A 24,798-nucleotide genomic window follows, 5' to 3' on the forward strand; every position below is an offset into this window, starting at 1 on the left:
GAGTCGCGGATGTCGAAGCGGGATGACAGATACCAGTTTGAGAGTGCCACGTCTGAGAGATAGAACACGGCCATGTTCTTTGATCTTCCACTTCTGCCCAGAAGTGAGCGTCTTCCCTTTTTCACAGCTGGAACTTGGGAAGGTGATGCGGCGATTGGTCTTTCTGAAATTGTCTTCGCCAAGATGGAAAGCAACACATCCAGAAGCAGCCAGCCATCCACCTACGTCTTACCTTCTTCCGCATCCACAAAGCTCACGGCAGGCAGTTGACTTAGATGCGTCGGGGATAAAGCTGCCAACAAAAGTATCGTCCACGTAAATTGGGATCGAGCCGGGGGGAATCTCGGCAGGAGCCTGGGCTGCGGCATTTTGGCGTTGAAGATAATCTACTCCGAGTACCACTCCCAGGATCACGATCAGGATTACCCCTGCGATGCGGTGTTGTTTTTTTTTTGATTATTTACCATCTCCAAAATAGCCGAGTGAGCAACGTGATTGTTACGGTCATTAGCAGGAAATCAAGTCGGGAAAACTCAAGGGTGTGATACGAAACGCGGTGCGGGGAGTCAAATCCGCGGGCGTAGGATGCTTCAGTGATGGCCCAGGCGCGTTTCGTGGTCAGCACAATGGCGGGGACGGTAAGGCGAGATCGAGACTCACCCACGTTGGTTATCAGTTTCCAAAAGGAGGAAGAATCAGGCAGCACGCGCCCCGTGAGGTCTGCGCTTCACGAATGGCGCGCCACTCGGCATCATCCAGCAAGCCCTTGGACTTTGGAAAGCAAGACTCAAACTAAAGGCATAACGATATGGGACAAACTGGTTTCCAATGCCAGAAGGTCCCAGCTCGCGGGTGTTGGTAGTTGAGAAGAATAGAGCGAAGACACCAGTCAACAAAACGAGGCGGATGCAAATGAGCACGGCGTGGTCGAGACTGATGAGCCACCAATCGAAAGCGAACAGGAATATCAAAAACCCGCCAAAGAGCCGCCATATGTGCTTGCTGGACAGTTGGTGCAAAGAGGGCAGCGCCAGGGTCGGGGAATAGCAAATACACACGAGAAAAATTAGCAGGCGTTCAATGGATGTCATCACTACGAGCGAGATAGCGAGGCTGAGGAATAATTTTGTGCGCGGATCTGCACTGCGAAGCGGAGAATTTTCAACCAGCGTCAGTTGATGGGAGGAGCGCCCTCCTCGATTGATTCTCATTTCGCGGCCTCCGCTTCTCTTTGGCGCAGGAACCAATTGGGCAATGTGATGCCTGTCTTCTGCCACGCGGACCAATCTTGCAAGACCAAACTCGGTCAAATCGTCAGCAATAGTTTCGCCGCTGGGCCGAAGCAGAATAAAACGATCCGCGTGTGAGGCGGGGTTGAGGTCGTGAGTCGTCATCATCACCAGTTGACCTGCGTCCGCCAAAGTCCGCAGGAGCCAGATCAAGGTCGTTTTGTAAGACTGATGTCCTGCCCGAGGGAGGAGTTCATCCAAAAGCAAACCGTGCGCGGGGCGACACGCCCAAGAGCGCCAACCCCAATGTGACGCGCTTCTTTCACCTTCGCTGAGCAACAGGGGCGGGTATTTTCGTAACGCTCCAAACCCATGGAAATGTCAAGCAAGTAAGTGAAATATGGGATGTCGGGATCGGGGAATGCGATAGAGAAGTTCATCGCGCACGCTGGCAGTGAACAATTGCAGATCGGGGTTTTGGAAAACCATGCCGAAATTCGGATGCTGTTTGGGATCGGGGTTATGACTTTTACATCTCGTTTGTATTTGCAAACCTGCCAGAGATCGCAGCAACGTGGTCTTGCCAACGCCGTTTTAATCCAACGATATGGCAATCATCCGCTGGTGAGTGAAAGATTCAGGTTTTGAATCACATCCGCTTCTTCGCCAGTTGAACGTGCAAGCCCCCGATAACTAGGTGAAATTTTTCTGGATCGGGCGGGCTGGTTGCGTGCTGTTGAAAATCAGTTTCTTTTTTGTTCTCGCCCAATACAATGTGATCCACTTCGGGCAAGTCATCGAGATATTCGTGGCGATGCTCGAACATCACCAATGCTTTTCCACCTGCTACAAATCGTTCAAGATAGGCGATGAGATCCGTGGCTGCGGTAGGTATCAGGCATGGAAAGCGATTTCATCGAGGATACGAGGCTTGAGGTTGGCGTGCAAGGATGGAAGCCAAGGCCAGCCCCGTTGTTCGCCGCCTGAAAGGAGTCTGCGGATTGCGGCTGCGCATATGAGTCCAGGTTGAAATCTTGCGGGGACGGTTTCGAGGCGTGATTTTATTTCGTCGTATTGAGGCCAGCCCGTTTTCCAACCGAAACGGGTCTCATCTTCCACGGTGGGGGAATAAGCTTGAGCATTTGCGCGGCGGGGTTTTGAAAAACCATGCCCGCCTTTTCTGCCAACTGCCACATGGGAACGTCGGTGGTGCGATAGCCGTTCAGCCAGACCTCCCCCGAAATTTCGCCGTTAGTACATGCGGGATCAATCCCATCAAACAGCGTGCCAGCGTACTCTTGCCGCAGCCAGGCACGGCCCAGTGACAAGGGTCAACCTGCCAGGTGCCACATCCAATGAGACAGGCGGCAAGCCGTGTCCTTCCTGCGGATATTGAAATGAGACTTGTTTTGCGCGAAGCATGATTCCTGTTCAAAAAAATCTAAAGATGAATGCACTGAAATGAAATATGACGCCAGCGATACTCTCTCATTAAAGTTCTTCCAAAAACGCCTTCACACTTTCGTCGGCTGGTTTTGTTTTTATTTGTTCTGGCGCGCCAACCTGCTTCAATTCGCCATTAATGATCACGGCCACGCGGTCGCCAAATTTCCCAGCTTCCTTCAAGTTGTGCGTCACGAAGATCGTTGTGCGATGATCCTCCGCCAAAACTTTCGACAGGTCTTTCAACAATTGCGCCCGCGTTTGTGGATCGACTGCCGAAAACGGTTCATCCATCAAAAGCAATTCGGGATCGAGGACAAACGCCCGCGCCAAGCTGACGCGCTGCGCCTCACCACCTGAAAGTTGACCCGCCCGGCGTTTAAGAAGAGAATCCACGCCCATGGCTTTGCTCCACTTAATGACCCGCTCGAAAGCATCCTCTTTTTTCACACCGCGAAACTTTAGGCCCAACGCGATATTGTCCTGCACAGACATATCCATCAGCAGCGGGTCTTGAAAGACGAACGCGATCTGTCTGCGATATTCGATGTCATCCCAATCTTTGAGAGGCTTGCCGTGGAAGGTAATTCCGCCATTGACAGGGTTGATCAAATGCGCCAGCGCAAGAAGCAACGTACTTTTGCCCGCTCCATTTGGCCCGACCACTGCCAGCGTTTCACCTTTTTGAATCTCAAGCGAGGCGACCTTTAGCGCATCCCGTCCATTGCGTTGGACTCGCAGATTATTTATTGAAATCATTTGCGTGCCCCCTTTTGCTGAATGGATGTCAACGCCAGATTGACGAGATAGGTGAGGGTCAGCAAAAGTGCGGAAAGCGCGAGCGCCTTTTCAAATTCACCTTTGGACGTTTCTAACACGATCGCCGTCGTCAGCACCCGCGTTTGACCTTTGATATTTCCACCCACCATCATGGACGCACCCACCTCGGAGATGACAGAACCAAAGCCAGCCATCAGAGCAGCCAACAGCGGCAGACGCGCCTCTCGCCATAGGTGCCAGATCATTTGCGGGCGTGAAGCGCCGAGTCCCAGAAGCTGCTGCTGCAAACGCGGGTCAAGTGCTTCCAATGCCGCGGCGGTCAGCCCCGTCACAACAGGTGCAGAGATGATCGTCTGTGCGATGATGATGGCCCAGGGTGTGTAGATCAGCTTCAAGCTGCCGAGCACGCCGCTGCGCCACAACATCATGGCGACCACAAGGCCCACGACAACAGGCGGCAACGCCATGCCCGTGTTGATGATGCTCAACAGAAACGAGCGTCCGCGAAAACGTCCGAGGGCGAGCCATGTGCCAAACGGCAATCCGATCAGCAGGCTGAGAAGAGTGGCAATGGTCGAGACTTGCAGGGAGAGAAAGGTGATTTCGAAAATATCAGACATGAGGACGAAGTATACAGGTATATAAGTAGACAGGTAAACAGCAGGGAAGTTGTTTACCTGTCTACTTTGTTTACATAGTTACGAACTTTACAACCCTAAGTCCGCATCTGTCTTGTCTGCATCAGGGTAGAAGAGCGGTTGACCAAATTCTTCCAGACCGAATTCGCCAATCATAGCCTGTGTTTCGGGGTCGATCATGAAGTTGGCAAAGGCGAGAGCGCCCTCGTAATTGGCGGCAGTCCACTTCTCTGCGTTGACTGTGATAACGTGATACACGTTCAATAGCTTATTGTCACCTTCAACAAGAATTTCGAGCTGATAGTTGTCCTTGTTGGCAAGGTAGGTGGCGCGGTCGGTGAGGATGTAGGCACCCTTTTCTGAGGCTACGGTCATGGAAGCGCCCATGCCCTGACCTGTTTCAACATACCATTCTTTCCCTGCGGGGTCGAGCTCGGCAGATTTCCACAGCGCGAGTTCTTTCTTATGCGTGCCAGAGTCATCGCCGCGAGTGATGAATTGTGAGCCTGCATTGAAAATGGCAGTGAAGGCTTCCTTGGCGGAGGTCATGCCTTTGATCGCAGCGGGGTCGGCAGCGGGGCCAACGATGATGAAGTCATTGTGCATGACGAGGAAGCGGTCTGTACCAAAGCCGCCTTCCATGAAGGTCACTTCGGAGGCGGGGGCGTGAACGAGCAACACATCAGCATTGCCTTCTTCACCCATCTTCATCGCTTCACCAGAGCCGACAGCAACGGTCTGCACGGTGTAGCCAGTCTTCTCTTCGAACATGGGGACGAGCACATCGAGCAAACCAGAGTCCTGTGTGGAGGTGGTGGTGGCGAGGATGAGAGTCAGGTTGGCGGGAGGTTCGGGAGCGGCAACTTCACCAACAACTACCTGAATTTCGACCACACCTTTGACCTGTAACTTGCCAGACTGACCAGGCAGGACGGTGCTGAAACCGCCCTTGTCACGGAAGGATACGATGCAGTCAGCGCAGGCGGTTAGGTCTGCAGAGGGGATCTCGGCGGTGAAGCCATCGTCAGCGACGAAGACCACGAGGTTGGCATCCGCGTTGGGTTGAGCGAGAGCCAACAGATCCGAGAACAGCACGCCAGTGTAGGTGGCTTTCTCGCCATTCTTGTTGGTGGATTCCACGCTGATGGCTTCCATTGCTTTGACTTCATCTTCAGTCCAAGCCTGTTCGCTGGCAACGCTGCCAGTGACTTTGAGGGCAACTTCAGCAGCAGGGCTTCGGTAGAGGCGGCGGGTGCTTCAGTGGCGGCAGGGGCTTCCGTAGCTGGAGCATCTGTTGGGGCGGGTGATCCGCAGGCAGCTAATGCCAAAGATAGGATCAGACCCATTAACAAGATAAATTTAATCGTTCGGGACATGTTTCAATTCTCCTTCTGAAATAAAAAGTTTTTTGCCACCCGCTTATTACAATAAGCGGGATAAAGCCAAAGTTAGTCGGTGCTCTCTTTTGGGAGAGACAATTGCAAAAACACGAACGCCGCCAACGCGATAAGGATCAGCAAAGCGGCCACAGGTTGGGCGGCCATAAGGCCGAACCCTTGGAAGCGTTCGAACACGAGCACGGGCACGATCTTCGGGTGATAGGCCAGAATGACGACCGCGCCGAATTCGCTGATGCCGCGCGCCCACATCATCAACGCGCCTGCCAGTACGCCGCGCCACGCCTGCGGAAGCGAGACATACCAAAACGCCTGCCACGGAGATGCACCGTCGATCAACGCGACGCGCTCCAATTCTTCATCCACGAGCGCAAAGGACTCGCGGCTGAGGTTGACCAGAAACGGCAGGCTGACGAATAACATGCCAACCACAATGCCGTAGAAATTGTCGGTGAAGGTTATGCCGAGCGGCGTGAGCCATTGACCCAGCAAACCGCGCCTGCCAAAGACGAGCAGAAGCGCAACTCCCGCCGCTGTGTGTGGAATGACGATTGGCAAATTGACCAAAGCTTCCAGCAAACGCTTGCCGCGAAATTTTCTACGTGCCAGCAAAAACGCCAACGGCACGCCCGTGAAAATCGCGAGCAATGTTGCAACTGCCGCGGCGCTGAATGTGATGACGATGGAGTTCAGCACTTCTTCATCAATCAGCGCGAGCCACAGAGTTTGCGGTGTGGTGCCGAGCAGGATGCTCATCAACGGCAAAACGATGAACAGCAACAGCAGCCCGCCCAGCAAAGAAAAAACGATGTTAAAGAACAGGTTCCTTTTTCTCAAAGCTATTCCAATGGAACCGTGAGCGCTTGCAAAATGGATGGAAGATTTTCGTAGCCATCCGCGATGAATGTTTCAAACATCGGATGATGGTCGGCTTCCATCAGGCTGCGGCCTTCATCGCTCAACAGAAAGGCGATGAACTGCGCGGCTTCCTCCGTGTGCAGTGCGCTCGCGGGAACCGTGACTCCGTAGCCGATGTGTTCTCCGCGAAACTGCGGAGCGAGCGAGGCGAAACGTTGAAAATCAAGATTCACCTGAACTTGTTTGTAAAGTTCTTCATACTCCTGCTCGCCCAAATTCACTTCGGCGGGCAGGCTCAGCATCTTCAAGCCATGCTGTTGGATGACGCTTTCATATTCAAAGGCGTAATCCAGATCGCCCGATTCAAGCAGCGCGATCAACTGCACACTCGCGCCGCGCACGACAATATGCGAATCGGATTTCGTTTCCAAAATTTCGGGCACGGTGATGGTCGTGAGTTCATCGCCGCGGAAGATCGTGACGGGAAACGAAAATTGTTCATCAAACATCGGGCCGAACAGCCCGTAGTTTTCATTTGAAATTTCAGACAGCGCGAACGCCATCAAGGCACGGTAGCCGGAAGCATCAAAACGCGGGTCGGCCAGTCCGATCTTCACATCAGGGCGGCTGATGATCTCCGTCCAGTTTTGCGCGTTGATCTCTTCGGCATACTTGCTATCTTCTCCATACGCGAGCGCAAGGTGATTGCTCGCAAAACGGATGTACCAATCGGCGTACGGCTCGCCCGTCTCTGGCACCTTGCTCGCATACATCAGCATCGGGATCAGCGCCGCATCCGCCGTCACGACCACGTCAATTGGCTCGTGCAACTCGGTCGCGTGGCGGATGACCTGAATGCTGCCGTGATACTCTGCCTGCACATCGATGTTCGGATATTTCGCTTCGAACGCTTTTTCGATATTCCCGAACGGGATGATCAAACTTCCCGCAGCGAATACCGATAAAGGAGTCTTCTCCGTTGATGTTGCCGCTTCGTTCCCCGCCCCAACCTGCTGACTGTTACAAGAGCCGAGTCCCAGCCCAAGCAGGGATAAAACCAGAAGTATTGCAAAAGTTTTTCGCATTGAAAATAACCGTAGTGGCGACTTCAGTCGCACTTGACTTGCGAATGCACGACTGAAGTCGTTCCTACTCAATTTATTTCTATTTCACTTCGATCTTGATCACGTCCTTGGCCCACGCACTGCTGGGAAGATTTGGCATGACCATCTTGAATTTCTCCAAGGTGTTGGTGAAGCCAACCAGACATTCTGTGCAGGCGCGTACTTCTTCAAGGCTGACTTCGGAGGTGTACCCGTCCGCGGCGATGAAGACCAATGTGGTCGCGCCGTCTTTCACACCAGCCAAGTCAAGCAGGGCATTCAAAGAAACGCCTTCGTAATCTTCCTTGCCCTTCTTGGGATGTTCTGCGGTGATCTTCAGAACTTCCATTTCACGCAGGGCGGCTTCATTCAAAAGCAGTTGCTGATTCACGGAGCCGAACACTGTCAGCGTGGCATCTGCTTCAGAGACAGTGGCAGCTGCGGGTTCGGTTGAGGCGGCCGCAGGCACATCCGCAAGAGGCTCAACGCCTACATGAATTTCTGCGATCATGCCGACCATTTCTTTTTTCTCAAGGTCAGAACCAACCAGCCGCAGAGGGAAGAATTCATCGGGCAGCGGATTTTCGTTGACCTTGTACGCCACGAGAATATTGTCGTTGCGGTTGAGGCGCGCCGCATCAAATGTGACGGTGTAGCCATCGCTCGCGATCACATCCACGCTGTAGCCTGCTTCGGCAAGTGCATCATTGAACGCGGGGCCTTCGTGCTCGATCTCATCGTCCACCGAACCGACGAATAACCACAATGGCACGCCCACCCATTCCTGCGCTTTGTCATCTGTCCATGCAGAACCGTGGCATTGCGGCGCACCGCAGGATTCAACACTGACTCGGTCGGTATCTTCGGTGCGAGCGCCAACCAAATGCAAGGCCCATTCTGCGCCGAGGCTTTTCACTTCCAGTTTGTTCACCCATTTCACCGACCAATGTCCATCGGTAACCTGGTTCAACTCCGCGCTGATAATTGCCAGCCGCAGTGCGCCATCCTGCTTGGCATCAAAAGGTTTGCCATCCGCTTCGTAAGCGAGAATGGCAGTTAGTTCCACAGGATTTTTTAGTTCTTCACCCGTTGCAGGATCGTACGCAATGAACGATCCGTTTTGCAGTTGATCGAATGAATAGGTGATGCTGTATCCATCTTCCGCAACCACATTGAAACCAGTTGTCTCATCCATCCCGCCGATGAACTCAGCGAGGTCTTTCAATGCCACGCCTTTGAAAATAACTGGCGGCGTGATCTTGCCCGTGCTGCTCTTCAGTCCTGCGTATCCCTCTGTTGCAGGTAGGGCTTTCAATTCCTCCATTGTCAGGGACTTGGATTTATTCAGCCCGACAATTTCCAATACAGGTGCAGCAACTTCGCTTGGGGCCTCTGTCGCCACAACTGGCGCTTCCGTTACTTCTGCCACAGGCGATGGTTCCACCTGGGTTCCCCCCGAGCAAGCAGCAAATGTAAATGTTAGCGCGATCAAAAGTGCGCCGCTCAGGATCAAACGTAGATACAGTTTCATAAAATTCTCCTTATGTTTACGCGGGCGTACGTGCTCCCGTTATTTTCGATGCTATGGAGAAATTTCAACTTGTAAAAGAACGAATAAAACTTTAATTGGAAAGGCTTTTGATGCGGTCCTTGGAAATGATGCGCCATTCGTGGTCGATCTCTTCCACATACAATGTCGCTTTTCCTTCATGCAAAATAGGGCGGATCCATTCACCGACATTCACAATGGTTTCATTGGAAAGGTCAATGTGATCCACTGTGCAAACTCGGTCAACGTGACCCAATGCACAAATATCCTTTACTTGATATTTGTCCTTCAGCTCACGCAAACCTGGCAGCCATAGATAACGACCATCATTACCAGCGCGATGCAGACCAATAGCGGACACGGCTCCGATGATCCCGCCGTGCGTGCCCGTCAGCCCTTCGCATCGCATCTTGGACTGTGAAGCTGTTTGCTCCGCAGCAGACATGGTCAACACCTCAAGCTTTGCCCTGCGCCCAAAATCCAAAACCTCGTCGCTGATCGAATTCCACTCGGCCAGTGTCAACCCTGCATCCGAGCCGAGCGCACTTTCACGCAGCAGGAATTCGCGTGCAGCTTCCCAAACATCATCTGGGTTGTCGGTTTCAACCGCTAAACAAGCGGAACTGTTGTGTGAGGTGTAGGGGATGCCTGGGTCTACAAGCAGTTGATGGCGTGTGATTCCCACTGGAGTTGCCAGTTGATTTTCAGCCAGCCAATCCGCAAGCTGACGGACGCGATGTCCCGTGCCGCGTGATTCAAGATTGTCGGTATCGTCAATTCCAAGTAAATAGCGCATGTCTTCACCTTTTCAGCGAACAGGATTCAATTAAGTATTTCCTTACTTTAAAATACGAAATAAAAAGCAGCCGTAACGTACTTTTCGCATCATCCTTAATCAAAATGGATCTGCTCGCCGCTGTGCGCGGTGCTATAGCCTGAAAGGGAACTAAGCAGTTGTCGAAAATCCGCGGTCTGGATGTAATCCAGCAAAGGATTGAGAGTCTCTTCCTGCTCACGCGGCAGGATGAGATCGTAGCGTTCTTCAAAGAGCGGAATGAAATCAAGTCCGTGTTGGTGGGCGGCGGCTTGCAAGCCGAGGGAGACATCCGCTTTGCCTGCTTCTATTAAAGAAGCGGCTTCGCTATGCGTCTTGACCGAATGTTCGTAGCCGATGATCTTTTCGGCTGGTATCTTTTGCTTGCGCAGTTCCGCATCCAACCAGAGACGTGTGCCAGAGCCTGCATTGCGATTCACAAAGCGGACGTTATCGCGCGCGAGGTCGGTGATCTTTTTGATTCCCTTGGGATTGCCTTTCGTAAGAATGAGTCCCTGCGTGCGATAGGCAAGTGTAACGATTTCCATGTTTCCTTCGGGAAACAAATGCTTTACAAAAGGTGTGTTGTATTCGCCGCTTTCATCCAGAAGATGCGAACCTGAAATTTGGCACACTCCCAAACGGAGATTGACCAATCCGTCCAACGAACCAACGGGCAGACTGAGGATATTCATGTGCTTGGTGAGGTGCTCCGCAATCCCTTCAATGGCAATGTCATGACTGCCTGAGAAAATGACAGAAGGCTTTTTACTCTTCGGCAGAACGATCTCTTGTAAAAGATAGGCATCTGCTTTGGATCGGTAAAAAATTTCGGTTACTTTGCCTGTCCGCTTGGTCTCGCTGATTTCAACCAGATCAGCAGACTCAAGTGCGAGGATGTGGTGCCGCACCCAGGCGGGTGACTGCTTCAAGGTCCGTGCCAGTTGCGTGAGGGTGGCGGGAGTCGCCATCAACAAACGCAAAATATCCATGCGGCGGGAATCCGCAAGGAGTTTGATTTTGTCAAAGGACTGAACAGTTTGAACAGTTTTCATTTCTGTCTGACAATTAAGGAGAAACTTATTTGAGAGTCTATCATGCCTGCAAAGTATTCGTCAACTTCTCCGTGATAAAATCCCAAACTAATATCGTCTGATGGAGAACATCATGAAGCCCCGGATTCTCGTTTTTCTTATTGGTATCCTTTCCCTTGTTCTTTCGGCCTGCCAGCCTGCCTCCGCTGGTGGAAATATATCCTTCATGGTTTTGGCGACCCGGCTGAGTTGTCTGCTTATCAAAAATTGGTGGATTCGTTCAAACAAACGCATCCTGAACTTCAAGTGGAGTTGATCCAGATCCCCGGGCAGAGTGATTACCGCAAGCGTCTGGCCGCAGATATTGCGGCGGGCGACCCCGCGGATGTATTGCTGATCAACTATCGCAGATTTGCGACCTTTGCCAATGCCGGCGCTTTGGAACCGCTGGGCGGGTATTTGGAAAACTCAAAGCTGATCAAAGAGGCGGACTTCTATCCTCAAGCAATGCAGGCTTTCAAGTGGCAGGATGAGTTGATGTGCATCCCGCAAAATATTTCCAGCCTGGTTGTGTATTACAACAAGGATCTATTCGATCAGGCTGGCGTCGCTTACCCGGTCAATGGCTGGACATGGGATGATTTCACCGCTGCCGCGCAAGCCCTGACCATAGACTCCAACAGCGACGGCCAAACTGACCAGTTCGGAGCAGGCCTCGCTCCGGAGTTGATCCGCATCGCGCCGTTCATCTGGCAGGCGGGCGGCGAAGTCGTGGATGATGAATCCAATCCGCAGGCTCTTACGCTTGCGACTGCCGAAGCCCTGCATGCCGCGGACTTTTTCTTCAGCCTGCAAACCAAATATCACGTTGTTCCAAACCTTGAGCAGGAAACCTCGCAGGACAGCGAGTCGCGTTTTATCAATGGACAACTTGCGATGTTCTTCAACAGCCGCCGCGGTGTGCCAACCTATCGCAGATCTGCCGCTTTCGATTGGGATGTTGCTCCGCTTCCGCAGGATCGGGAAAAGGCGACCATCCTGCACGCGGACGCCTACTGTATGCCCAGCGCTTCTAAAAGCAAAAATGCCGCCTGGACTTTTATAGAATTTGCAAATTCACCCGAGGGGCAGGCCATCGTGGCTGAGTCTGGACGTACTGTGCCTTCGCTGATCTCGGTCGCGAATTCAGCCGCCTTTCTTGATCCGAATTCCAAACCAGCCAGCAGTCAGGTTTTTCTCGACGAGATTCCATATATCCGCGCATTTCCCATTCATCCCAATTGGGCCGAAGTCGAAGAGATCGCCGACAATGAAATTTCACTGGGCTTCTACGGCCAGGTCCCGTATTACGATGCCATGTCGAGAGTGGCCAATATGACACAAGAAAGCCTGATCGGGAAATGAGTTGATCCGTTCACGCCGCGCCCGCCTGACAGCTTTTCTTACTCCCTATCTGCTGGGAACATTGCTCCTGATCGTGTTTCCGGCGAGCCTGACTTTCTATATCGCGTTCATGCGCTATGACGGGGTTTCCAGCCCGGTCTTTGTCGGCTGGCAAAATTTCCAATTCCTGTATAACGAACCGCTTTTCAAACTTGCCTTCGCCAACTCGATGATCTTCACGGCCTGGGCTGTGCCGCTGCGCATCCTTGGCGCGCTGATTGTTGCAATGCTGTACAACCATCAACGCCGCGGCAGCGGACTGTATCGCGCGGCCGCGTATTTGCCAACCATCATCCCTGACACGGCTTACGCGCTGGCCTGGACCTGGATCCTGAATCCGCTTTATGGCCCGCTCAACGCTTCCCTGCGGACCCTGGGCCTGCCAGCCCCGCTTTGGCTGGCTGATTCAGCCTGGGCATTTCCCGCCATCGTGCTCGTGTCCCTGCTTCAGATCGGCGAGGGATTTGTCGTTCTGCTCGCGGGACTGCGCCACGTGCCGCAGGTCTTATACGACTCAGCCCGCGTGGATGGAGCGGATCGCTTGCAAATGTTTTCATCCATCACGTTCCCTTTGCTGATTCCGTGGCTGGCGATCCTGACCGTGCGGGATGTGGTGCTTTCCTTCCAAAGCACGTTTACGCCTGCCTATATCATGACAGGCGGCGGGCCGTACTACTCCACTTTTTTCACGCCGTTGATGATCTATGAAACCGCATTTGACCGCCTGCTTTTTGGTCCAGCCGCCGCCATCACCCTCGTGGTTTTTATGTTCACGGTTTTCCTGGTTGTGCTCGTTTATCAATTCTTTGACAAATGGATAAGCGATGAAGAATAAGACCATGCTCTTTTTTTATCATCTACTCGCGCTGACGTTGACAACGATCTTTCTGCTGCCGTTGTTTTGGATGTTCAGCGCATCCCTGCGGCCCGCGGGCCTGCCTCCGTCATTCGGGCTGAATTGGCTTACCTCGCCGCTGACGCTGGGGAATTACACCCGCATCTTTGAGATTCTCCCATTCGCGCGCTACAGCTTCAATTCCCTCCTGGTTGCCTGCGCGGGAGTTCTGCTCACCCTGCTGACCGCTTCGTGGGCTGGGTTTGGCATGTCGTTACTTGGACGCAAAGACCGTCTGCGCTTGCTGTTATTTTCCGCCTTTCTGCAAATGATCCCATTTACTGCGTTATGGCTAAGCCGCTTTCTGCTCTTCGCAAAACTGGGCATTACCAACTCGTATTTTTCATTGATCGCACCCGCGTTGATGGGAACCAGTCCGATCTATATATTGCTCTTCTACTGGACCTTCCGCCGTACAGGCCGCGCCATTTTTGAGTCAGCGGAATTGGATGGAGCGAGTCTGTTGCAGGCTTGGTGGCAGGTCGCCATTCCGCTGGCGCGCCCTGCGCTGATCGCGGTTGGGCTGCTTTCATTCCTGTATTACTGGAATGACTTTATCAATCCGCTGTTGTATCTGCGTTCTCAAACGCTCTATACATTGCCAGTCGGTTTGCTTCAGCTTCAGGAAATGGATAAGACCAACTGGCCGCTCTTGATGGCCGCTTCAGTCGTTATCACTGTCCCTGCGCTGATTGTCTTTTCGGCTTTGCAGCGCGCGCTGCTATCGTGGAACAGCGAAGAAGTAATGAATTAATTTTTATTTGACATGCCCCATTCGCTATGTTATAAAACAAGAACAATCTTGTGATCTGTACTCATCCAGAGAGGTGGAGGGACCGACCCTTTGAAGCCTCGGCAACCGTTCAAGCGGTGCCAACTTCGGCAATTGATGTATTCAATTGGTAGATGAGAGTTGATGTGTTTTCACATTGCCTCTCAATTTGAGAGGCGTTTTGTTTAGTATGTCATTGCGAGGAGGGCGCTCTCCCCGCCCGAAGCAATCTCCACGCTATGTTGGAGATTGCTTCAGTCGCTCCGCTCCATCGCAATGACGAGAGGAATATATAATATGGAAATCGGCGAAACAATTTATGTAACAACGCGTGAAGAATTCCGCGAATGGCTGGAAAAGAATCACAAATTCAAAAAAGAGATCTGGTTGGTTCAATATAAAAAATTTACAGGCAAACCATCGATCCCATATGTGGATGCGGTGGAGGAAGCCATCTGCTTCGGCTGGATCGACGGCTTCGAAAAAGGCATGGACGATCAGCGCTACGCCAAACGCTTCACGCCGCGCAGACAAAAATCCCTGTGGACAGAGACCAACATCGAGCGCGCACGCAAAATGATGGAAGAAGGCAAAATGACCGAGGCGGGACGCGCAACTTTGCCAAAGGGTGTGAGTTTTTCTTACGGACTTCCCTGGGTAAAGTAATGAACTGTCCCGAATGCGGCGCGCCTGAAACTTTATGTCAAACGCGCTTTGATGAATTCCTCGTTCTGGAATTCACGGACGCAGGCTATGGCGCTGTCCATCACTTGACCGTCACTGCGTACATGATCCAGCACTCCAGCAAGTTGACTCGTGAAGGCTGGCTGCATGAACGAGAGTTATTGAGAGAATTTCTCGTGGAAAATAAGCCGCCCGCCTTCATCCGCAAGCAAAACAGGGATTTGGTGGACAGCGGCAAACGCACCTTCAAGATCAAATCGAGGGATGGATTGCCTGTTATCAATAAAACCACGTGGACAAAAACGATTCTCGATGTCCGCACCGAGAATGCGGAAGTCTATTGTGCGGATGTGTCCGTGTGGGCGAGGGCTGTGCTGGAAGAGGCGCAAGGATTGAAAATTTGAACTCCGAGTGTTGCAAAACGGAAATTGAAGCATGAATGGATATACTTGTAATATTTGCGGTCAATATCATGAAGGACTTCCTGTTAGTTATGGAAGCTCCGCACCTGCATTGGTTCTTTCTTTGCCCGAAAAGGAACAAAAGAGAAGAGTTTTATTGTCATCAGACCAATGTGAAGTTCGTGGAAAAAAACTCTTTGGTGAGAAATCCTATTTTGTTGTTGGTAATATTGATATACCAATTATTGGTTCACCTGAATTCTTTCGATGGACTGTTTGGGTCTCTCTTAGCAAAGACAACTATAAAAAGACAAGTAAATTATGGAACCAGATTGGCAGAGAAAAAGAGCCTTCATATTTTGGCTGGTTATCAACTTCATTACCTCATTCTTTGTACCCAGAGACTTTGAATTTGAGAACGAACGTGTGTACTCAACCTATAGGTGTGCGTCCGTTTGTTGAACTCGAACCCACCGACCACCCTTTAGCGATAGAACAAAGAAATGGAATTTCTTGGAAAAGGGTACAAGAGATTGCAGAACTGGTTTTACATTCGAAATAATCCAATTCATCTGTTGTAAAACAAAACAACGAAGGAAAAAATAAATCAATGACAAATCGCAAATACACAAACCGCCGTTACCTCGACGCCCTCGAAAAGAAAGTCCTTGTCTTCGATGGCGCAATGGGAACGAGCCTGCAATTACAAAATCTTACCGCCGAACATTTTGGCGGCGAACAATACAATGGATGTAACGACTATCTCGTCATCTCGTATCCCGAAGCCGTGGAAAAAGTCCATCGCTCCTTCCTCGAAGTCGGCGTGGATGTGCTTGAAACGGACACCTTCCGCTCAAACCGCCTGACGATGGCGGAATACAAATTGCAGGACCGCATCATCGAGATCAATGTTGCTGCGGCAAATCTCGCGCGCAAAGTTGCGGATGAATTCGCCGCGAAGACAGGTCAGCCGCGCTTCGTCGCTGGCTCCATCGGACCATCAGGCAAACTTCCCTCCACGAATGATCCCGAACTTTCCAATGTCAAATACGATGAACTCATCGATACCTTCCGCGAACAGGCTGTTGGATTAATTCAAGGCGGCGTGGATGTTCTTTTAATTGAAACCTCGCAAGACATTCTCGAAGTCAAAGCCGCCATCACGGGCATTCACAATGCTTTCGCTGAGACTCAACAATATTTGCCGATCCAGGCTCAGGTCACGTTGGATACGACAGGCCGTATGCTGCTCGGCACCGATATCAACGCATCCCTCACCATCCTCGAAGGCATGGGCATCGATGTCATCGGCCTCAATTGTTCCACTGGCCCCGAGCACATGCGCGAGCCCATCCGCTTCCTCGGCGAAAATTCCACGCTGCCCGTTTCATGCATTCCGAACGCGGGCCTTCCATTGAACGTGGATGGTCAAGCCGTGTATCCGCTTGAGCCTGAACCATTTGCGAATGACTTGTATGAATTCGTGACCAAGCACAACATTTCAGTCGTGGGTGGATGCTGCGGCACGACGCCTGAACATCTTAAGCTGCTGATTCAAAAACTGGATCAGCATCCACATCCCAAGCGACCGCTTCACTCTACGCCTCAGCTTGCCTCTGCCATGTCAGCAATTTCCATGCGACAGGAACCCGCCCCCACCTTGCTTGGTGAGCGCTGCAACGCGCAAGGTTCACGCAAGTTCAAGCGCCTCCTGCTTGAAGAAGATTACGATGGCATTCTTGATATCGCGCGTGAACAGGTCGCTGGCGGCGCACACGCGCTGGATATTTCCGTGGCTGTCACCGAACGCGCGGACGAAGGCGAGCAAATGCGCAAGGTCATCAAGAAATTGCAAATGGGTGTGGATGTCCCGCTCGTGATCGACACCACCGAAGTGGATGTGCTTGAGATCGCATTGCAAACCGCACCAGGGCGTTGTCTCATCAACTCCACGCATCTTGAATCTGGCCGCGAAAAAGCCGATAAGATTTTCGGCCTCGCCAGGAAATATAACGCCGCTGTCATCTGTCTCACCATTGACGAAAATGGCATGGCAAAGACCGCGCAGCGCAAACTCGAAGTAGCGCAGCGCATTTACGATATCGCCGTCAACGACCACGGACTCAAGCCCGAAGATCTGGTCTTTGATGATCTCACCTTCACCCTCGCCACTGGTGATGTTGAATTTGTGGATTCCGCCAAAGAGACCATCGAAGGCATTCGACTCATCAAGCAAAATTTGCCAGGTGTGATGACTTCGCTTGGCGTGAGCAATTTGTCATTTGGTCTTGCACCGCAAGCCCGTCCTCCTCTGAATTCCGTCATGCTCTATTATTGCGTTCAAGCTGGCTTGGACATGGCCATCGTCAACGCCGCACACGTCATGCCTTATGCTGAGATTGGAACCGAAGAACGCAACCTGTGCGAAGACCTCATCTTCAACCGCCGCGAAGATGCTTTACAGCGTTTCATTGAACATTTTGAAACCGTCACCGTTTCAACCGAGTCCGTTGTTGCTGATCCCACCGCAGGCATGACTCCTGAACAACGCCTGCACTGGAAAATTTTGCATCGCGTCAAGGAAGGTGTCGAAGCAGATATTGATGAGATCATCAACCGCGAACCAACTGGCGGGCGTTCCGCCCGTCATGAAGTCGCTGTCCACACCCTTAACACCGTGCTCCTCCCCGCCATGAAAGAAGTGGGGGACAAATTCGGCGCGGGTGAATTGATCCTGCCCTTCGTTTTGCAATCAGCTGAAACGATGAAAAAGACCGTCTCTCATCTTGAGAATTATCTCGAAAAAGTGGAAGGCGTCACCAAGGGAACTGTTGTCATTGCCACAGTCTATGGCGATGTGCATGACATCGGTAAGAACCTCGTCAAGACCATTCTCGCCAACAACGGCTACACCGTGGTTGACCTTGGCAAGCAAGTCCCTGCCGAAACGATCATCACAAGAGCCGTGGAAGAAAACGCCACCGCGATCGGCCTGTCTGCCTTGCTGGTATCCACCTCCAAGCAGATGCCGCTCATCGTCAACGAAATGCACCGCCGCGGACATAAGATCCCGATCCTCATCGGCGGCGCGGCCATCAACCGCCGCTTTGGCCGCCGCATCCTCTTTGCGGAGGATGGCAACGCCTACGAACCTGGCGTCTTCTATTGTAAGGATGCCTTCGAAGGCCTCGACACAATGGACTCGTTGATCGACCCCAAGCGCAAACCAGCCATGCTCGAACAACTCCGCAAAGATGCGGACATGGAAATGAACCGCGCTTCGCAGACTAAGGAAACAGCGGTCAGCGGTCAGCGCTCGAACATTGTGCCCGCGCCGATTACATTGCCCGCGAAACTTGGTCAACGTGTTGTCAAAGATATGCCGCTCGAAATGGTGTTGAAACACCTCAATATGAATGAACTCTACCGCCTTTCATGGGGCGCGAAGAATACTCACGGCAAGGAATGGGAACTTCCCGCGCCAGCCGTATGACGATCATCTCGCGCTTTCAGATTACTACGCCTCCGTTGAGTCAGGTCAAATGGATGTGGTTGCGCTGCAAGTCGTTACCGTAGGTCTCGAAGCCACCGAAAAATTTGAAAAGATGCAAGCCGCCAATGACTACACCGAAGCCTACTTCACCCACGGCCTCGCAGTCCAAACTGCCGAAGCGACAGCGAACTATCTGCACGAACACATCCGCCGCGAGTTAGGTCTGAGCGAAGATCAGGGCAAGCGCTATTCGTGGGGCTATCCCGCCATCCCTGAATTGGAAGATCACTTCAAGGTCTTCCAGCTATTGCCTGGCGCGGAGACAGAGCTAGGCATGAGTCTCGCTACTTCGGGTCAACTCATCCCCGAACAATCCACTGCCGCGATCATTGTCCACCACGCGCAGGCAAAATATTACAGCGTTGGCGAGTCGAGAGTTGAACAGTTAATGAAATGACTATAATTGAAATATAAAAAGATGCCTAACTGTCTGATAACAAAATACAAGCTGGTCTGTGTATTAACCTGAATACTTAATTAATGAGGCGATATGGATTTTTTGCAACAACTTTCCCTGGGAACGATTCTCGCTGATGGCGCGATGGGCACAGTGCTCCACGCGCGCGGCGTAGGGTTTGATAAATGTTTTGATGAATTGAACTTAACCAATCCAGCGACCGTAGCGGATATTCACCGCGAGTACATTGAATCAGGCGCGCAATTGATTATCACAAATACGTTCGGTGCGAACCGTTACAAATTAAAGAAACACGGTCTCGAAGAGGATGTGGTCGAGATCAACCGCGCGGGCGTGGAACTTGCAAAACGCGCGGTCGCCGCGTCATTCAAGGATGTGCTTGTTGCGGGTGATATTGGTCCGCTTGGCGTGCGGATCGCTCCCTATGGACGTGTCAAGCCGGAGGAGGCGCGGGCCGTTTTCGCAGAGCAGGTGAAAGCCCTTGCGGATGCAGGCGCTGAATTGATCGTGATCGAGACCATGAGCGATCTATATGAAATTCAAGAGGCGATCAAGGCTGCAAAGGATGTTTCGAAGCTGCCTGTGGTTGCATCCGTAACCTTTACGCGCGATGACCGAACTTTGCTGGGCGATGACCCAATGAAAGTGGCCCGCAAATTGAGGGACGCTGGGGCGGATGTGATCGGTGTGAATTGTTCAGGCGGACCTTCGCAGTTGCTGCGTATTTTGAAACAAATGAAGCAGGCTGTTTCCGACGGAAAATTTTGGGTCAAGCCGAATGCGGGCTGGCCTGAGCAGGTCGGTGGACGAATTATGTACCCTGCCGATGCGGATTATTTTGGCGATTACGCCCTCGCGTTTCGTGAAGCAGGTGCAAATATTGTCGGCGGATGCTGCGGCACAACGCCTCAACATATCGCTGCAATGAAGAAGGCTTTTGAGACCGCTCCCGTTTTTGTCTCTGAACCGATCGTTGTCTTGTCTGATGATGAAGCCATTGACGAACCTGTTGAACAGCCGACCCAGTTCGCGCAGAGATTATCTTCTGGAAAATTTTCTATTTGTGTGGAAATGGATCCACCGCGTGGACTCTCGACACATAAATTACTGGCGGGCGCTTCGCTCCTGGCCGATGCAGGTGCGGACGTTATCAACGTAGCTGATTCCCCGATGGCGCGCATGCGTATGTCTGCCTGGGCGGTGTGCGATCTGGTCCAGCGCAAGATAGGCGTGGAGACAACCCTGCATTTCCCCACCCGCGGGCGGAACTTGTTGCGCGTACAGGGTGACCTGCTTGCCGCGCATGCGCTTGGGATTCGCAATGTTTTTGTTGTCATGGGTGATCCCACGTCGATCGGTGACTACCCCGAGGCGACGGATAACTATGATTTGGTGCCTTCTGGTTTGATCAAACTCATTAAGCAGGGATTCAACATGGGCGTGGATCATTCAGGTACAAGCATTGGCCAACCCACGAACTTTTTTGTAGGCGCAGCGTTGAACCTGTGCGCGCAGGATATGGATACTGAAGTTAAGAACCTGCATCGCAAGGTCAAGGCGGGCGTTGATTTCTTCCTTACACAGCCGATCTACCGCGTGGATGATGGTCCGAAACTTCTTGGCGCTTATGAAGCAAAACATGGCAAATTGAATAAACCCATTCTTGCGGGGATTCTGCCCTTGGTCAGCGGTAAGCACGCGAACTTTCTGCACCATGAAGTACCTGGTGTTTTTATCCCAGACGAGGCGCGCGCACGGATCGAATCTGCGGGCGACGGGGGCGTGAAAGTTGGCGTGGAGCTGGCTGTTGATTTGATCGAGAATATAAAATCCTGGGCGAATGGGATCTATGTCATGCCTCAATTCCATCGCTATGATATGGTCGCTGAAATCATAGAAGCGGTAAAATAAGGATATGCTTCTTACCATCGATATTGGAAACACAAATCTTACGCTTGGCCTTTATGAAGGTGAACAGCTTGGCGCACATTGGCGGCTGGCCACGGACCATAACCGTATGCCCGATGAATATGGGCTGCAGTTCTTGGGCTTACTTCAAAATGCGGGGAAATCCCTGGGGGAGTTGTCCGGTATTTCACTTGCTTCCGTTGTGCCTCCATTAACAGGCAGGGTGATCCAGGCCTGCCGTGAATATCTAAAGCAGGAGCCGCTGGTTGTGGATGCGGGAATAAAAACAGGCATCAAGATCCGGTATGAAGATCCCAAGACCGTTGGCGCTGATCGTGTCTGTGATGCCGTGGCAGTGATGAAGTTTTATGGCGGTCCCGCCTGCGTGGTGGATTTTGGAACAGCGACCACATTCAATGCCATCACGAAAGACGGAGAATATCTTGGCGGCGCAATCACGGCTGGGATCAATCTCGCTGCTGAAGCTTTATACACGCGGGCTGCAAAATTGCCGCGCATTGATCTGCAGGTTCCACCCTCTGTGATTGGCCGTAACACCGTCCATGCGATGCAGTCGGGTTTACTATTTGGGTACGTCAGCATGGTCGAGGGGATGGTGGCAAGATTCAGGTCCGAATTGGGAGGCGATATGAAGGTTGTCGCAACCGGTGGTCTGGCAGAAGTCGTTGCGAAGGAAACAAAGGTGATCAACATCATCGCTCCCTGGCTGACCCTTGATGGACTTCGATTAATATGGGATCTTAATCATTGATGTGAAAAAGAAATTGCTGTTGATTTTCTTGCTGCTTGTTTTATTCATATCTTCTTCCAGGGTGGTGACTTTTGATAAATCGACGATTGAGACTCCCACTTTAAATAAAACTGCCGCCGTTACAAACGCACCCACGCTTACAAGAACACACACTGCCGTGCCAAAAATATCCCCCGTTCACCCAACTCTCCCGCCTTCCCCAATACCAACGGCCACTTGGGTGTATCAGGGATCAGACAAGGTCGTTGTGCCAATTCTTTTGTATCACCATATTGGGAACTCTCCTACCAGAAGCTTGTATTATGTTTTACCGGATAAATTTGAAAAACAATTGAAATTATTGCGCGATTGGGAATATACATCCATTACGACCGAACTGCTTGTAAAGGCGATTAAGGAAGGCGCGCTATTGCCGCCGCGGCCGATCCTGATCACCTTTGATGATGGAAATTTGGATAATTACACTGCGGCTTTCCCGCTTATGCAAAAATATGGCTTTACAGGAATCCTGTATGTCGGCGGTTATTCCTTGGGAGCGCCGGGTTTCCTCAGCGTGGATCAGATCCAGGAAATGGCCGGAGCCGGGTGGGAGATTGGCAGTCATGGCATGCGCCATCCAGACCTATCGGTCAGCCGGACTCAGGAATTGGATTATGAGATCGCTGAATCAAAATATTTTTTGGAAAAAACTTTGGGGCTGCCCATTCGTTCATTCGCCTATCCATTTGGATACGGTGATGAAGGGGCATATCATCGGGTTTATACAGCGGGGTATATAGCCGGCATGGTGGTTGGCTCAACCTCCATGCAGAACTCCAATCATCTTTTTACACTGAACCGCTTTGATATAAAGGGAACGTACGATTATCAGCAGTTCGCCTCCCTGCTGCCATGGTCCGGCGACCTGGAATTGATTCCAAGGGATGAATTGCAATCACCAGACTCAACAGCAACCAGCCTCCCATAGTACATATAAAAGCCTTTATTCTTTTGCGAATCTTAATAGGATTACACCTGCAAGAACCAAGAAACCGCCCATCAACTGCATGCCGGTTAGTATTTCGTTAAGAATGAAGTAGGCCCAGATCGCTGTAAAAGCGGGCTCGAGTGTGGCGATCAAATTTGAAGTGGTGGGGGAGAGATAGCGGATACTTAACGTATAAAGTCCGAATCCCCCTAATGTGGGTGCCACACCTAGAAAGAATAGTATCCCCCAGCCAGAGATCGAATTTCCCAGCCAGAGCATATCTGCAAATGGGACTTTGCCTGCGTTGAATAGATCGTTTCCAAGATTGAAAAATAATAGAAAAAAAGTAGCTCCCGCAAAACTGTAAAGCAGGGCTGTCCATGAATCGACATGGGTATCCGAAGCATGTTTGCCTTCAAGGTTGTATACGGCGAACATAAAACCTGAGAGCAATCCAAAGACAATTCCAAGCGGATTGAGATTCCATGCGGATGGATCATATGCACCTGAAACAAAGACGATCCCTGCAAGGCTGAGCACGATCGAGAATATTTTGATTGGGCTGAATTGTTCCTTGAAAATAATTTTACTCAAAATCGCGGTCATGGCGGGAGAACTGAAGGCCATGACCGTTGCCACTGCCGCTCCATTATATTGAACCGAGAATGTCCACATGGAATTGAAGATGGCCAGGGTCAACCCATATAGGATCATGAATTTCCAGTGACTGCGCTCAAGGTGAAAACGTGCCCGGCTGAATACAAGCAAGCCAACGGCCATCCCGAACGAAACGAACAAATCGCGCCAAAATGCCAGCACCAGAGATGGCAGGGAATACTCCCTGCTTAAATAGCTGATGAAGATTCCGGTGGTTGACCAGATCACAGTTGCGGTAAGCGCGATCAAAAACCCGCGTGAAGATTGGGATTTATTTTCCATGAAATTACCCTTGAAAAAATAGGTTCGTTGATGCTTTATATTGATAGCGGCGAAATTATATATCGGTAACGCTATTTGAGGCGGTTTTCAATCTTTTGCTCAACTGGTCATTTTGAGGGGGATCTAATACCCTAAAACGAGGATTGTTGCATTATTTGCGTTGAACTATTATGAGGCTTGGAGTAAAAAAAGAATATGACAAAAATTCAATCCACACGCCCGCGCCTGCGCCTTCCCGTAATCCCTTATAAACTTGGGATCATAAAACAGCGCTTTGATATAGCAACGGAAAGGTCTTTTGATGTTCAAGCTGGTCCGCTGATGGATTTTCCAAAAGGCCGTACCAAGGGGCATACCTATACCGTTCCATTGGAGTGGATCGAATACATGCAAAAGTTGATGACCCCTGAGGCATGGTCGTGGTGGAAAAGACCTTACATGCTAATGGTAAATCGAAGACACAAATACGATGATTTAGATCCGTCCGATCTGGATGAATGCCAGTTTGAAAATATCATGCTGCCATGTAATTTCATCGCGATTGACCAGATGACCTCAACGCATGGGCGGGTGGTGGGTAGAATGAACACACATGACACCAGAAGGCTTAATCCAAAGAAGAACAACTGGTTCTATGAACCATATCTATTTTGGAAGGCAAGTATGCATAATAATGAGGGGCTTGTCCGCAATGTTGGACTGGGATTCGATGTCTATACCCCGGTGATCCGACAGAGACCTGAACAATGGGCTTTGCTTGCGGATATCGAATTTTTTCCTATACTCCCGTTTGCCGTCGAATACGAAGGCAGGACGGAAGAGGTCACGGGGTATTGCCTGCTGGGAGCAAGCGTTTTGGGACACACTGCAACGAGAGATATTCCGCTAAGGTTATGTACAAAGCCTCGTGAGGTTATTCATCCGACCATTTGGCATTTGGACACTCTGCCGGTCATTCCAGGTAAAATGCTGTAATGAAATAAGCCAGTCAAGCGACTGGCTTATTTTTTTGATGCTTGGTTTTCAAATTATATTGTGCCCCCACGGGAATTCGAATCCCGGTTTAAGCCTTGAGAGGGCTTCGTCCTGGGCCACTAGACGATGGGGGCGCTTATTTTGGTCGAGCGGGCTGTATTCTATCATCCCGAATTTGAATCGTCAACAATGGCATTTGACCCACAATGAAAATGCAGGTGAAGAA

28 protein-coding genes, 1 tRNA gene and 1 riboswitch are annotated in these 24,798 nt (G+C 51.3%); of the genes, 12 read left to right on the forward strand and 17 right to left on the reverse strand.

Annotated features, from left to right (window positions below; all coding sequences use genetic code 11):
• From IPL17_RS18125 to IPL17_RS18195, 15 genes are all read right to left on the reverse strand, one after another.
• Window positions 1-221, reverse strand: a 221-nt coding sequence (locus IPL17_RS18125; RefSeq protein WP_345308496.1) for a hypothetical protein, incomplete at its 3' end; no start/stop codon positions are given.
• 239 nt (window positions 222-460) lie between these two features.
• The gene (locus tag IPL17_RS18130; RefSeq protein ID WP_345308497.1) at window positions 461-664 is read right to left on the reverse strand and encodes a hypothetical protein; all 204 of its coding nucleotides are present in this window, start codon (window positions 662-664) and stop codon (window positions 461-463) included.
• A gap of 31 nt (window positions 665-695) precedes the next feature.
• Window positions 696-1,442 carry a hypothetical protein gene (locus tag IPL17_RS18135; protein WP_345308498.1) on the reverse strand — a complete coding sequence of 249 codons (747 nt, stop codon included), beginning with the start codon at window positions 1,440-1,442 and terminating at the stop codon, window positions 696-698.
• The gene (locus IPL17_RS18140; RefSeq protein ID WP_345308499.1) at window positions 1,439-1,669 is read right to left on the reverse strand and encodes a hypothetical protein; all 231 of its coding nucleotides are present in this window, start codon (window positions 1,667-1,669) and stop codon (window positions 1,439-1,441) included. Before IPL17_RS18140 ends, IPL17_RS18135 begins: the two co-directional genes overlap by 4 nt.
• 209 nt (window positions 1,670-1,878) lie before the next feature.
• On the reverse strand, window positions 1,879-2,055 hold the full coding sequence (locus tag IPL17_RS18145; RefSeq protein WP_345308500.1) for a hypothetical protein: 177 nt from the start codon (window positions 2,053-2,055) through the stop codon (window positions 1,879-1,881).
• Window positions 2,056-2,123: 68 nt separating this feature from the next.
• Complete coding sequence (locus IPL17_RS18150; RefSeq protein ID WP_345308501.1) at window positions 2,124-2,423, reverse strand: hypothetical protein; 300 nt, start codon at window positions 2,421-2,423, stop codon at window positions 2,124-2,126.
• Window positions 2,424-2,504: 81 nt separating this feature from the next.
• On the reverse strand, window positions 2,505-2,651 hold the full coding sequence (locus IPL17_RS18155; RefSeq protein ID WP_345308502.1) for a hypothetical protein: 147 nt from the start codon (window positions 2,649-2,651) through the stop codon (window positions 2,505-2,507).
• A 69-nt stretch (window positions 2,652-2,720) separates the two neighbouring features.
• Window positions 2,721-3,431, reverse strand: a complete 711-nt coding sequence (locus tag IPL17_RS18160) for an ABC transporter ATP-binding protein (RefSeq protein ID WP_345308503.1) — start codon at window positions 3,429-3,431, stop codon at window positions 2,721-2,723.
• Entirely contained in the window at window positions 3,428-4,072 is a 645-nt protein-coding gene (locus IPL17_RS18165) for an ABC transporter permease (protein WP_345308504.1), read from the reverse strand. Before IPL17_RS18165 ends, IPL17_RS18160 begins: the two co-directional genes overlap by 4 nt.
• Before the next feature lie 87 nt (window positions 4,073-4,159).
• A complete protein-coding gene (locus IPL17_RS18170; RefSeq protein ID WP_345308505.1) occupies window positions 4,160-5,245 on the reverse strand; it encodes a substrate-binding domain-containing protein in 1,086 nt (361 codons plus the stop codon).
• 293 nt (window positions 5,246-5,538) lie between these two features.
• A complete protein-coding gene (locus IPL17_RS18175; RefSeq protein ID WP_345308506.1) occupies window positions 5,539-6,324 on the reverse strand; it encodes an ABC transporter permease in 786 nt (261 codons plus the stop codon).
• A 2-nt stretch (window positions 6,325-6,326) separates the two neighbouring features.
• A complete protein-coding gene (gene wtpA / locus IPL17_RS18180; RefSeq protein ID WP_345308507.1) occupies window positions 6,327-7,430 on the reverse strand; it encodes a tungstate ABC transporter substrate-binding protein WtpA in 1,104 nt (367 codons plus the stop codon).
• A 79-nt stretch (window positions 7,431-7,509) separates the two neighbouring features.
• A complete protein-coding gene (locus tag IPL17_RS18185) occupies window positions 7,510-8,979 on the reverse strand; it encodes a hypothetical protein (protein ID WP_345308508.1) in 1,470 nt (489 codons plus the stop codon).
• A 91-nt stretch (window positions 8,980-9,070) separates the two neighbouring features.
• Window positions 9,071-9,793, reverse strand: a complete 723-nt coding sequence (locus tag IPL17_RS18190) for an ABC transporter substrate-binding protein (protein ID WP_345308509.1) — start codon at window positions 9,791-9,793, stop codon at window positions 9,071-9,073.
• A gap of 95 nt (window positions 9,794-9,888) precedes the next feature.
• Entirely contained in the window at window positions 9,889-10,866 is a 978-nt protein-coding gene (locus IPL17_RS18195) for a substrate-binding domain-containing protein (protein WP_345308510.1), read from the reverse strand.
• A 228-nt stretch (window positions 10,867-11,094) separates the two neighbouring features.
• On the opposite strand from IPL17_RS18195, the gene IPL17_RS18200 reads away from it, so the two are divergent.
• The 11 genes from IPL17_RS18200 (at window position 11,095) to IPL17_RS18250 (ending at window position 22,658) form a co-directional block, all read left to right on the forward strand.
• Window positions 11,095-12,249 (forward strand): sugar ABC transporter substrate-binding protein, encoded by a 1,155-nt coding sequence (locus IPL17_RS18200; protein ID WP_345308511.1) that lies wholly within the window; start codon window positions 11,095-11,097, stop codon window positions 12,247-12,249.
• 1 nt (window position 12,250) lies between these two features.
• Complete coding sequence (locus IPL17_RS18205; RefSeq protein WP_345308512.1) at window positions 12,251-13,123, forward strand: sugar ABC transporter permease; 873 nt, start codon at window positions 12,251-12,253, stop codon at window positions 13,121-13,123.
• A complete protein-coding gene (locus IPL17_RS18210; protein ID WP_345308513.1) occupies window positions 13,113-13,937 on the forward strand; it encodes a carbohydrate ABC transporter permease in 825 nt (274 codons plus the stop codon). Before IPL17_RS18205 ends, IPL17_RS18210 begins: the two co-directional genes overlap by 11 nt.
• Window positions 13,938-13,995: 58 nt before the next feature.
• A riboswitch (SAM riboswitch) is annotated at window positions 13,996-14,096 on the forward strand.
• A 156-nt stretch (window positions 14,097-14,252) separates the two neighbouring features.
• The gene (locus tag IPL17_RS18215) at window positions 14,253-14,621 is read left to right on the forward strand and encodes a hypothetical protein (protein ID WP_345308514.1); all 369 of its coding nucleotides are present in this window, start codon (window positions 14,253-14,255) and stop codon (window positions 14,619-14,621) included.
• On the forward strand, window positions 14,621-15,043 hold the full coding sequence (locus IPL17_RS18220; protein ID WP_345308515.1) for a DUF5946 family protein: 423 nt from the start codon (window positions 14,621-14,623) through the stop codon (window positions 15,041-15,043). Before IPL17_RS18215 ends, IPL17_RS18220 begins: the two co-directional genes overlap by 1 nt.
• Before the next feature lie 31 nt (window positions 15,044-15,074).
• Window positions 15,075-15,602, forward strand: a complete 528-nt coding sequence (locus IPL17_RS18225; RefSeq protein WP_345308516.1) for a DUF2199 domain-containing protein — start codon at window positions 15,075-15,077, stop codon at window positions 15,600-15,602.
• Window positions 15,603-15,650: 48 nt separating this feature from the next.
• Window positions 15,651-18,533 carry a homocysteine S-methyltransferase family protein gene (locus tag IPL17_RS18230; RefSeq protein ID WP_345308517.1) on the forward strand — a complete coding sequence of 961 codons (2,883 nt, stop codon included), beginning with the start codon at window positions 15,651-15,653 and terminating at the stop codon, window positions 18,531-18,533.
• A complete protein-coding gene (locus tag IPL17_RS18235; RefSeq protein WP_345308518.1) occupies window positions 18,457-18,990 on the forward strand; it encodes a vitamin B12 dependent-methionine synthase activation domain-containing protein in 534 nt (177 codons plus the stop codon). Before IPL17_RS18230 ends, IPL17_RS18235 begins: the two co-directional genes overlap by 77 nt.
• A 93-nt stretch (window positions 18,991-19,083) precedes the next feature.
• Window positions 19,084-20,922: a bifunctional homocysteine S-methyltransferase/methylenetetrahydrofolate reductase gene (locus IPL17_RS18240; protein ID WP_345308519.1), complete on the forward strand. Its 1,839-nt coding sequence runs from the start codon at window positions 19,084-19,086 to the stop codon at window positions 20,920-20,922.
• A 4-nt stretch (window positions 20,923-20,926) separates the two neighbouring features.
• Window positions 20,927-21,691 carry a type III pantothenate kinase gene (locus IPL17_RS18245; RefSeq protein ID WP_345308520.1) on the forward strand — a complete coding sequence of 255 codons (765 nt, stop codon included), beginning with the start codon at window positions 20,927-20,929 and terminating at the stop codon, window positions 21,689-21,691.
• Between the two features lies 1 nt (window position 21,692).
• Window positions 21,693-22,658 (forward strand): polysaccharide deacetylase family protein, encoded by a 966-nt coding sequence (locus IPL17_RS18250; protein ID WP_345308521.1) that lies wholly within the window; start codon window positions 21,693-21,695, stop codon window positions 22,656-22,658.
• A 15-nt stretch (window positions 22,659-22,673) separates the two neighbouring features.
• On the opposite strand, the gene IPL17_RS18255 is transcribed toward IPL17_RS18250, so the two are convergent.
• Window positions 22,674-23,597, reverse strand: coding sequence for an EamA family transporter (locus IPL17_RS18255; protein WP_345308522.1), 924 nt, complete (start codon window positions 23,595-23,597; stop codon window positions 22,674-22,676).
• A gap of 195 nt (window positions 23,598-23,792) precedes the next feature.
• Between IPL17_RS18255 and IPL17_RS18260 the strand changes: the two genes are divergently transcribed.
• Window positions 23,793-24,572: a hypothetical protein gene (locus IPL17_RS18260; protein ID WP_345308523.1), complete on the forward strand. Its 780-nt coding sequence runs from the start codon at window positions 23,793-23,795 to the stop codon at window positions 24,570-24,572.
• 61 nt (window positions 24,573-24,633) lie between these two features.
• Here the strand turns inward: IPL17_RS18260 and IPL17_RS18265 are convergent.
• Window positions 24,634-24,706: transfer RNA gene (locus IPL17_RS18265), tRNA-Glu, on the reverse strand.
• Window positions 24,707-24,798: the final 92 nt, after the last annotated feature.

The organism is Candidatus Villigracilis saccharophilus (genome assembly GCF_016711665.1).

What these genes read in the sequence shown, in the direction of transcription:
- IPL17_RS18140 (WP_345308499.1), bottom strand. Translation starts at nt 1,669, where the DNA reads ATGAACTTCTCTATCGCATTCCCCGATCCCGACATCCCATATTTCACT.
- IPL17_RS18145 (WP_345308500.1), bottom strand. Translation starts at nt 2,055, where the DNA reads ATGTTCGAGCATCGCCACGAATATCTCGATGACTTGCCCGAAGTGGAT.
- IPL17_RS18185 (WP_345308508.1), bottom strand. Translation starts at nt 8,979, where the DNA reads ATGAAACTGTATCTACGTTTGATCCTGAGCGGCGCACTTTTGATCGCG.
- IPL17_RS18255 (WP_345308522.1), bottom strand. Translation starts at nt 23,597, where the DNA reads ATGGAAAATAAATCCCAATCTTCACGCGGGTTTTTGATCGCGCTTACC.
- IPL17_RS18230 (WP_345308517.1), top strand. Translation starts at nt 15,651, where the DNA reads ATGACAAATCGCAAATACACAAACCGCCGTTACCTCGACGCCCTCGAA.
- IPL17_RS18235 (WP_345308518.1), top strand. Translation starts at nt 18,457, where the DNA reads ATGAACTCTACCGCCTTTCATGGGGCGCGAAGAATACTCACGGCAAGG.
- IPL17_RS18160 (WP_345308503.1), bottom strand. Translation starts at nt 3,431, where the DNA reads ATGATTTCAATAAATAATCTGCGAGTCCAACGCAATGGACGGGATGCG.
- IPL17_RS18245 (WP_345308520.1), top strand. Translation starts at nt 20,927, where the DNA reads ATGCTTCTTACCATCGATATTGGAAACACAAATCTTACGCTTGGCCTT.
- IPL17_RS18170 (WP_345308505.1), bottom strand. Translation starts at nt 5,245, where the DNA reads ATGGAAGCCATCAGCGTGGAATCCACCAACAAGAATGGCGAGAAAGCC.
- IPL17_RS18215 (WP_345308514.1), top strand. Translation starts at nt 14,253, where the DNA reads ATGGAAATCGGCGAAACAATTTATGTAACAACGCGTGAAGAATTCCGC.
- wtpA (WP_345308507.1), bottom strand. Translation starts at nt 7,430, where the DNA reads ATGCGAAAAACTTTTGCAATACTTCTGGTTTTATCCCTGCTTGGGCTG.
- IPL17_RS18220 (WP_345308515.1), top strand. Translation starts at nt 14,621, where the DNA reads ATGAACTGTCCCGAATGCGGCGCGCCTGAAACTTTATGTCAAACGCGC.
- IPL17_RS18155 (WP_345308502.1), bottom strand. Translation starts at nt 2,651, where the DNA reads ATGCTTCGCGCAAAACAAGTCTCATTTCAATATCCGCAGGAAGGACAC.
- IPL17_RS18240 (WP_345308519.1), top strand. Translation starts at nt 19,084, where the DNA reads ATGGATTTTTTGCAACAACTTTCCCTGGGAACGATTCTCGCTGATGGC.
- IPL17_RS18210 (WP_345308513.1), top strand. Translation starts at nt 13,113, where the DNA reads ATGAAGAATAAGACCATGCTCTTTTTTTATCATCTACTCGCGCTGACG.
- IPL17_RS18195 (WP_345308510.1), bottom strand. Translation starts at nt 10,866, where the DNA reads ATGAAAACTGTTCAAACTGTTCAGTCCTTTGACAAAATCAAACTCCTT.
- IPL17_RS18260 (WP_345308523.1), top strand. Translation starts at nt 23,793, where the DNA reads ATGACAAAAATTCAATCCACACGCCCGCGCCTGCGCCTTCCCGTAATC.
- IPL17_RS18225 (WP_345308516.1), top strand. Translation starts at nt 15,075, where the DNA reads ATGAATGGATATACTTGTAATATTTGCGGTCAATATCATGAAGGACTT.
- IPL17_RS18190 (WP_345308509.1), bottom strand. Translation starts at nt 9,793, where the DNA reads ATGCGCTATTTACTTGGAATTGACGATACCGACAATCTTGAATCACGC.
- IPL17_RS18165 (WP_345308504.1), bottom strand. Translation starts at nt 4,072, where the DNA reads ATGTCTGATATTTTCGAAATCACCTTTCTCTCCCTGCAAGTCTCGACC.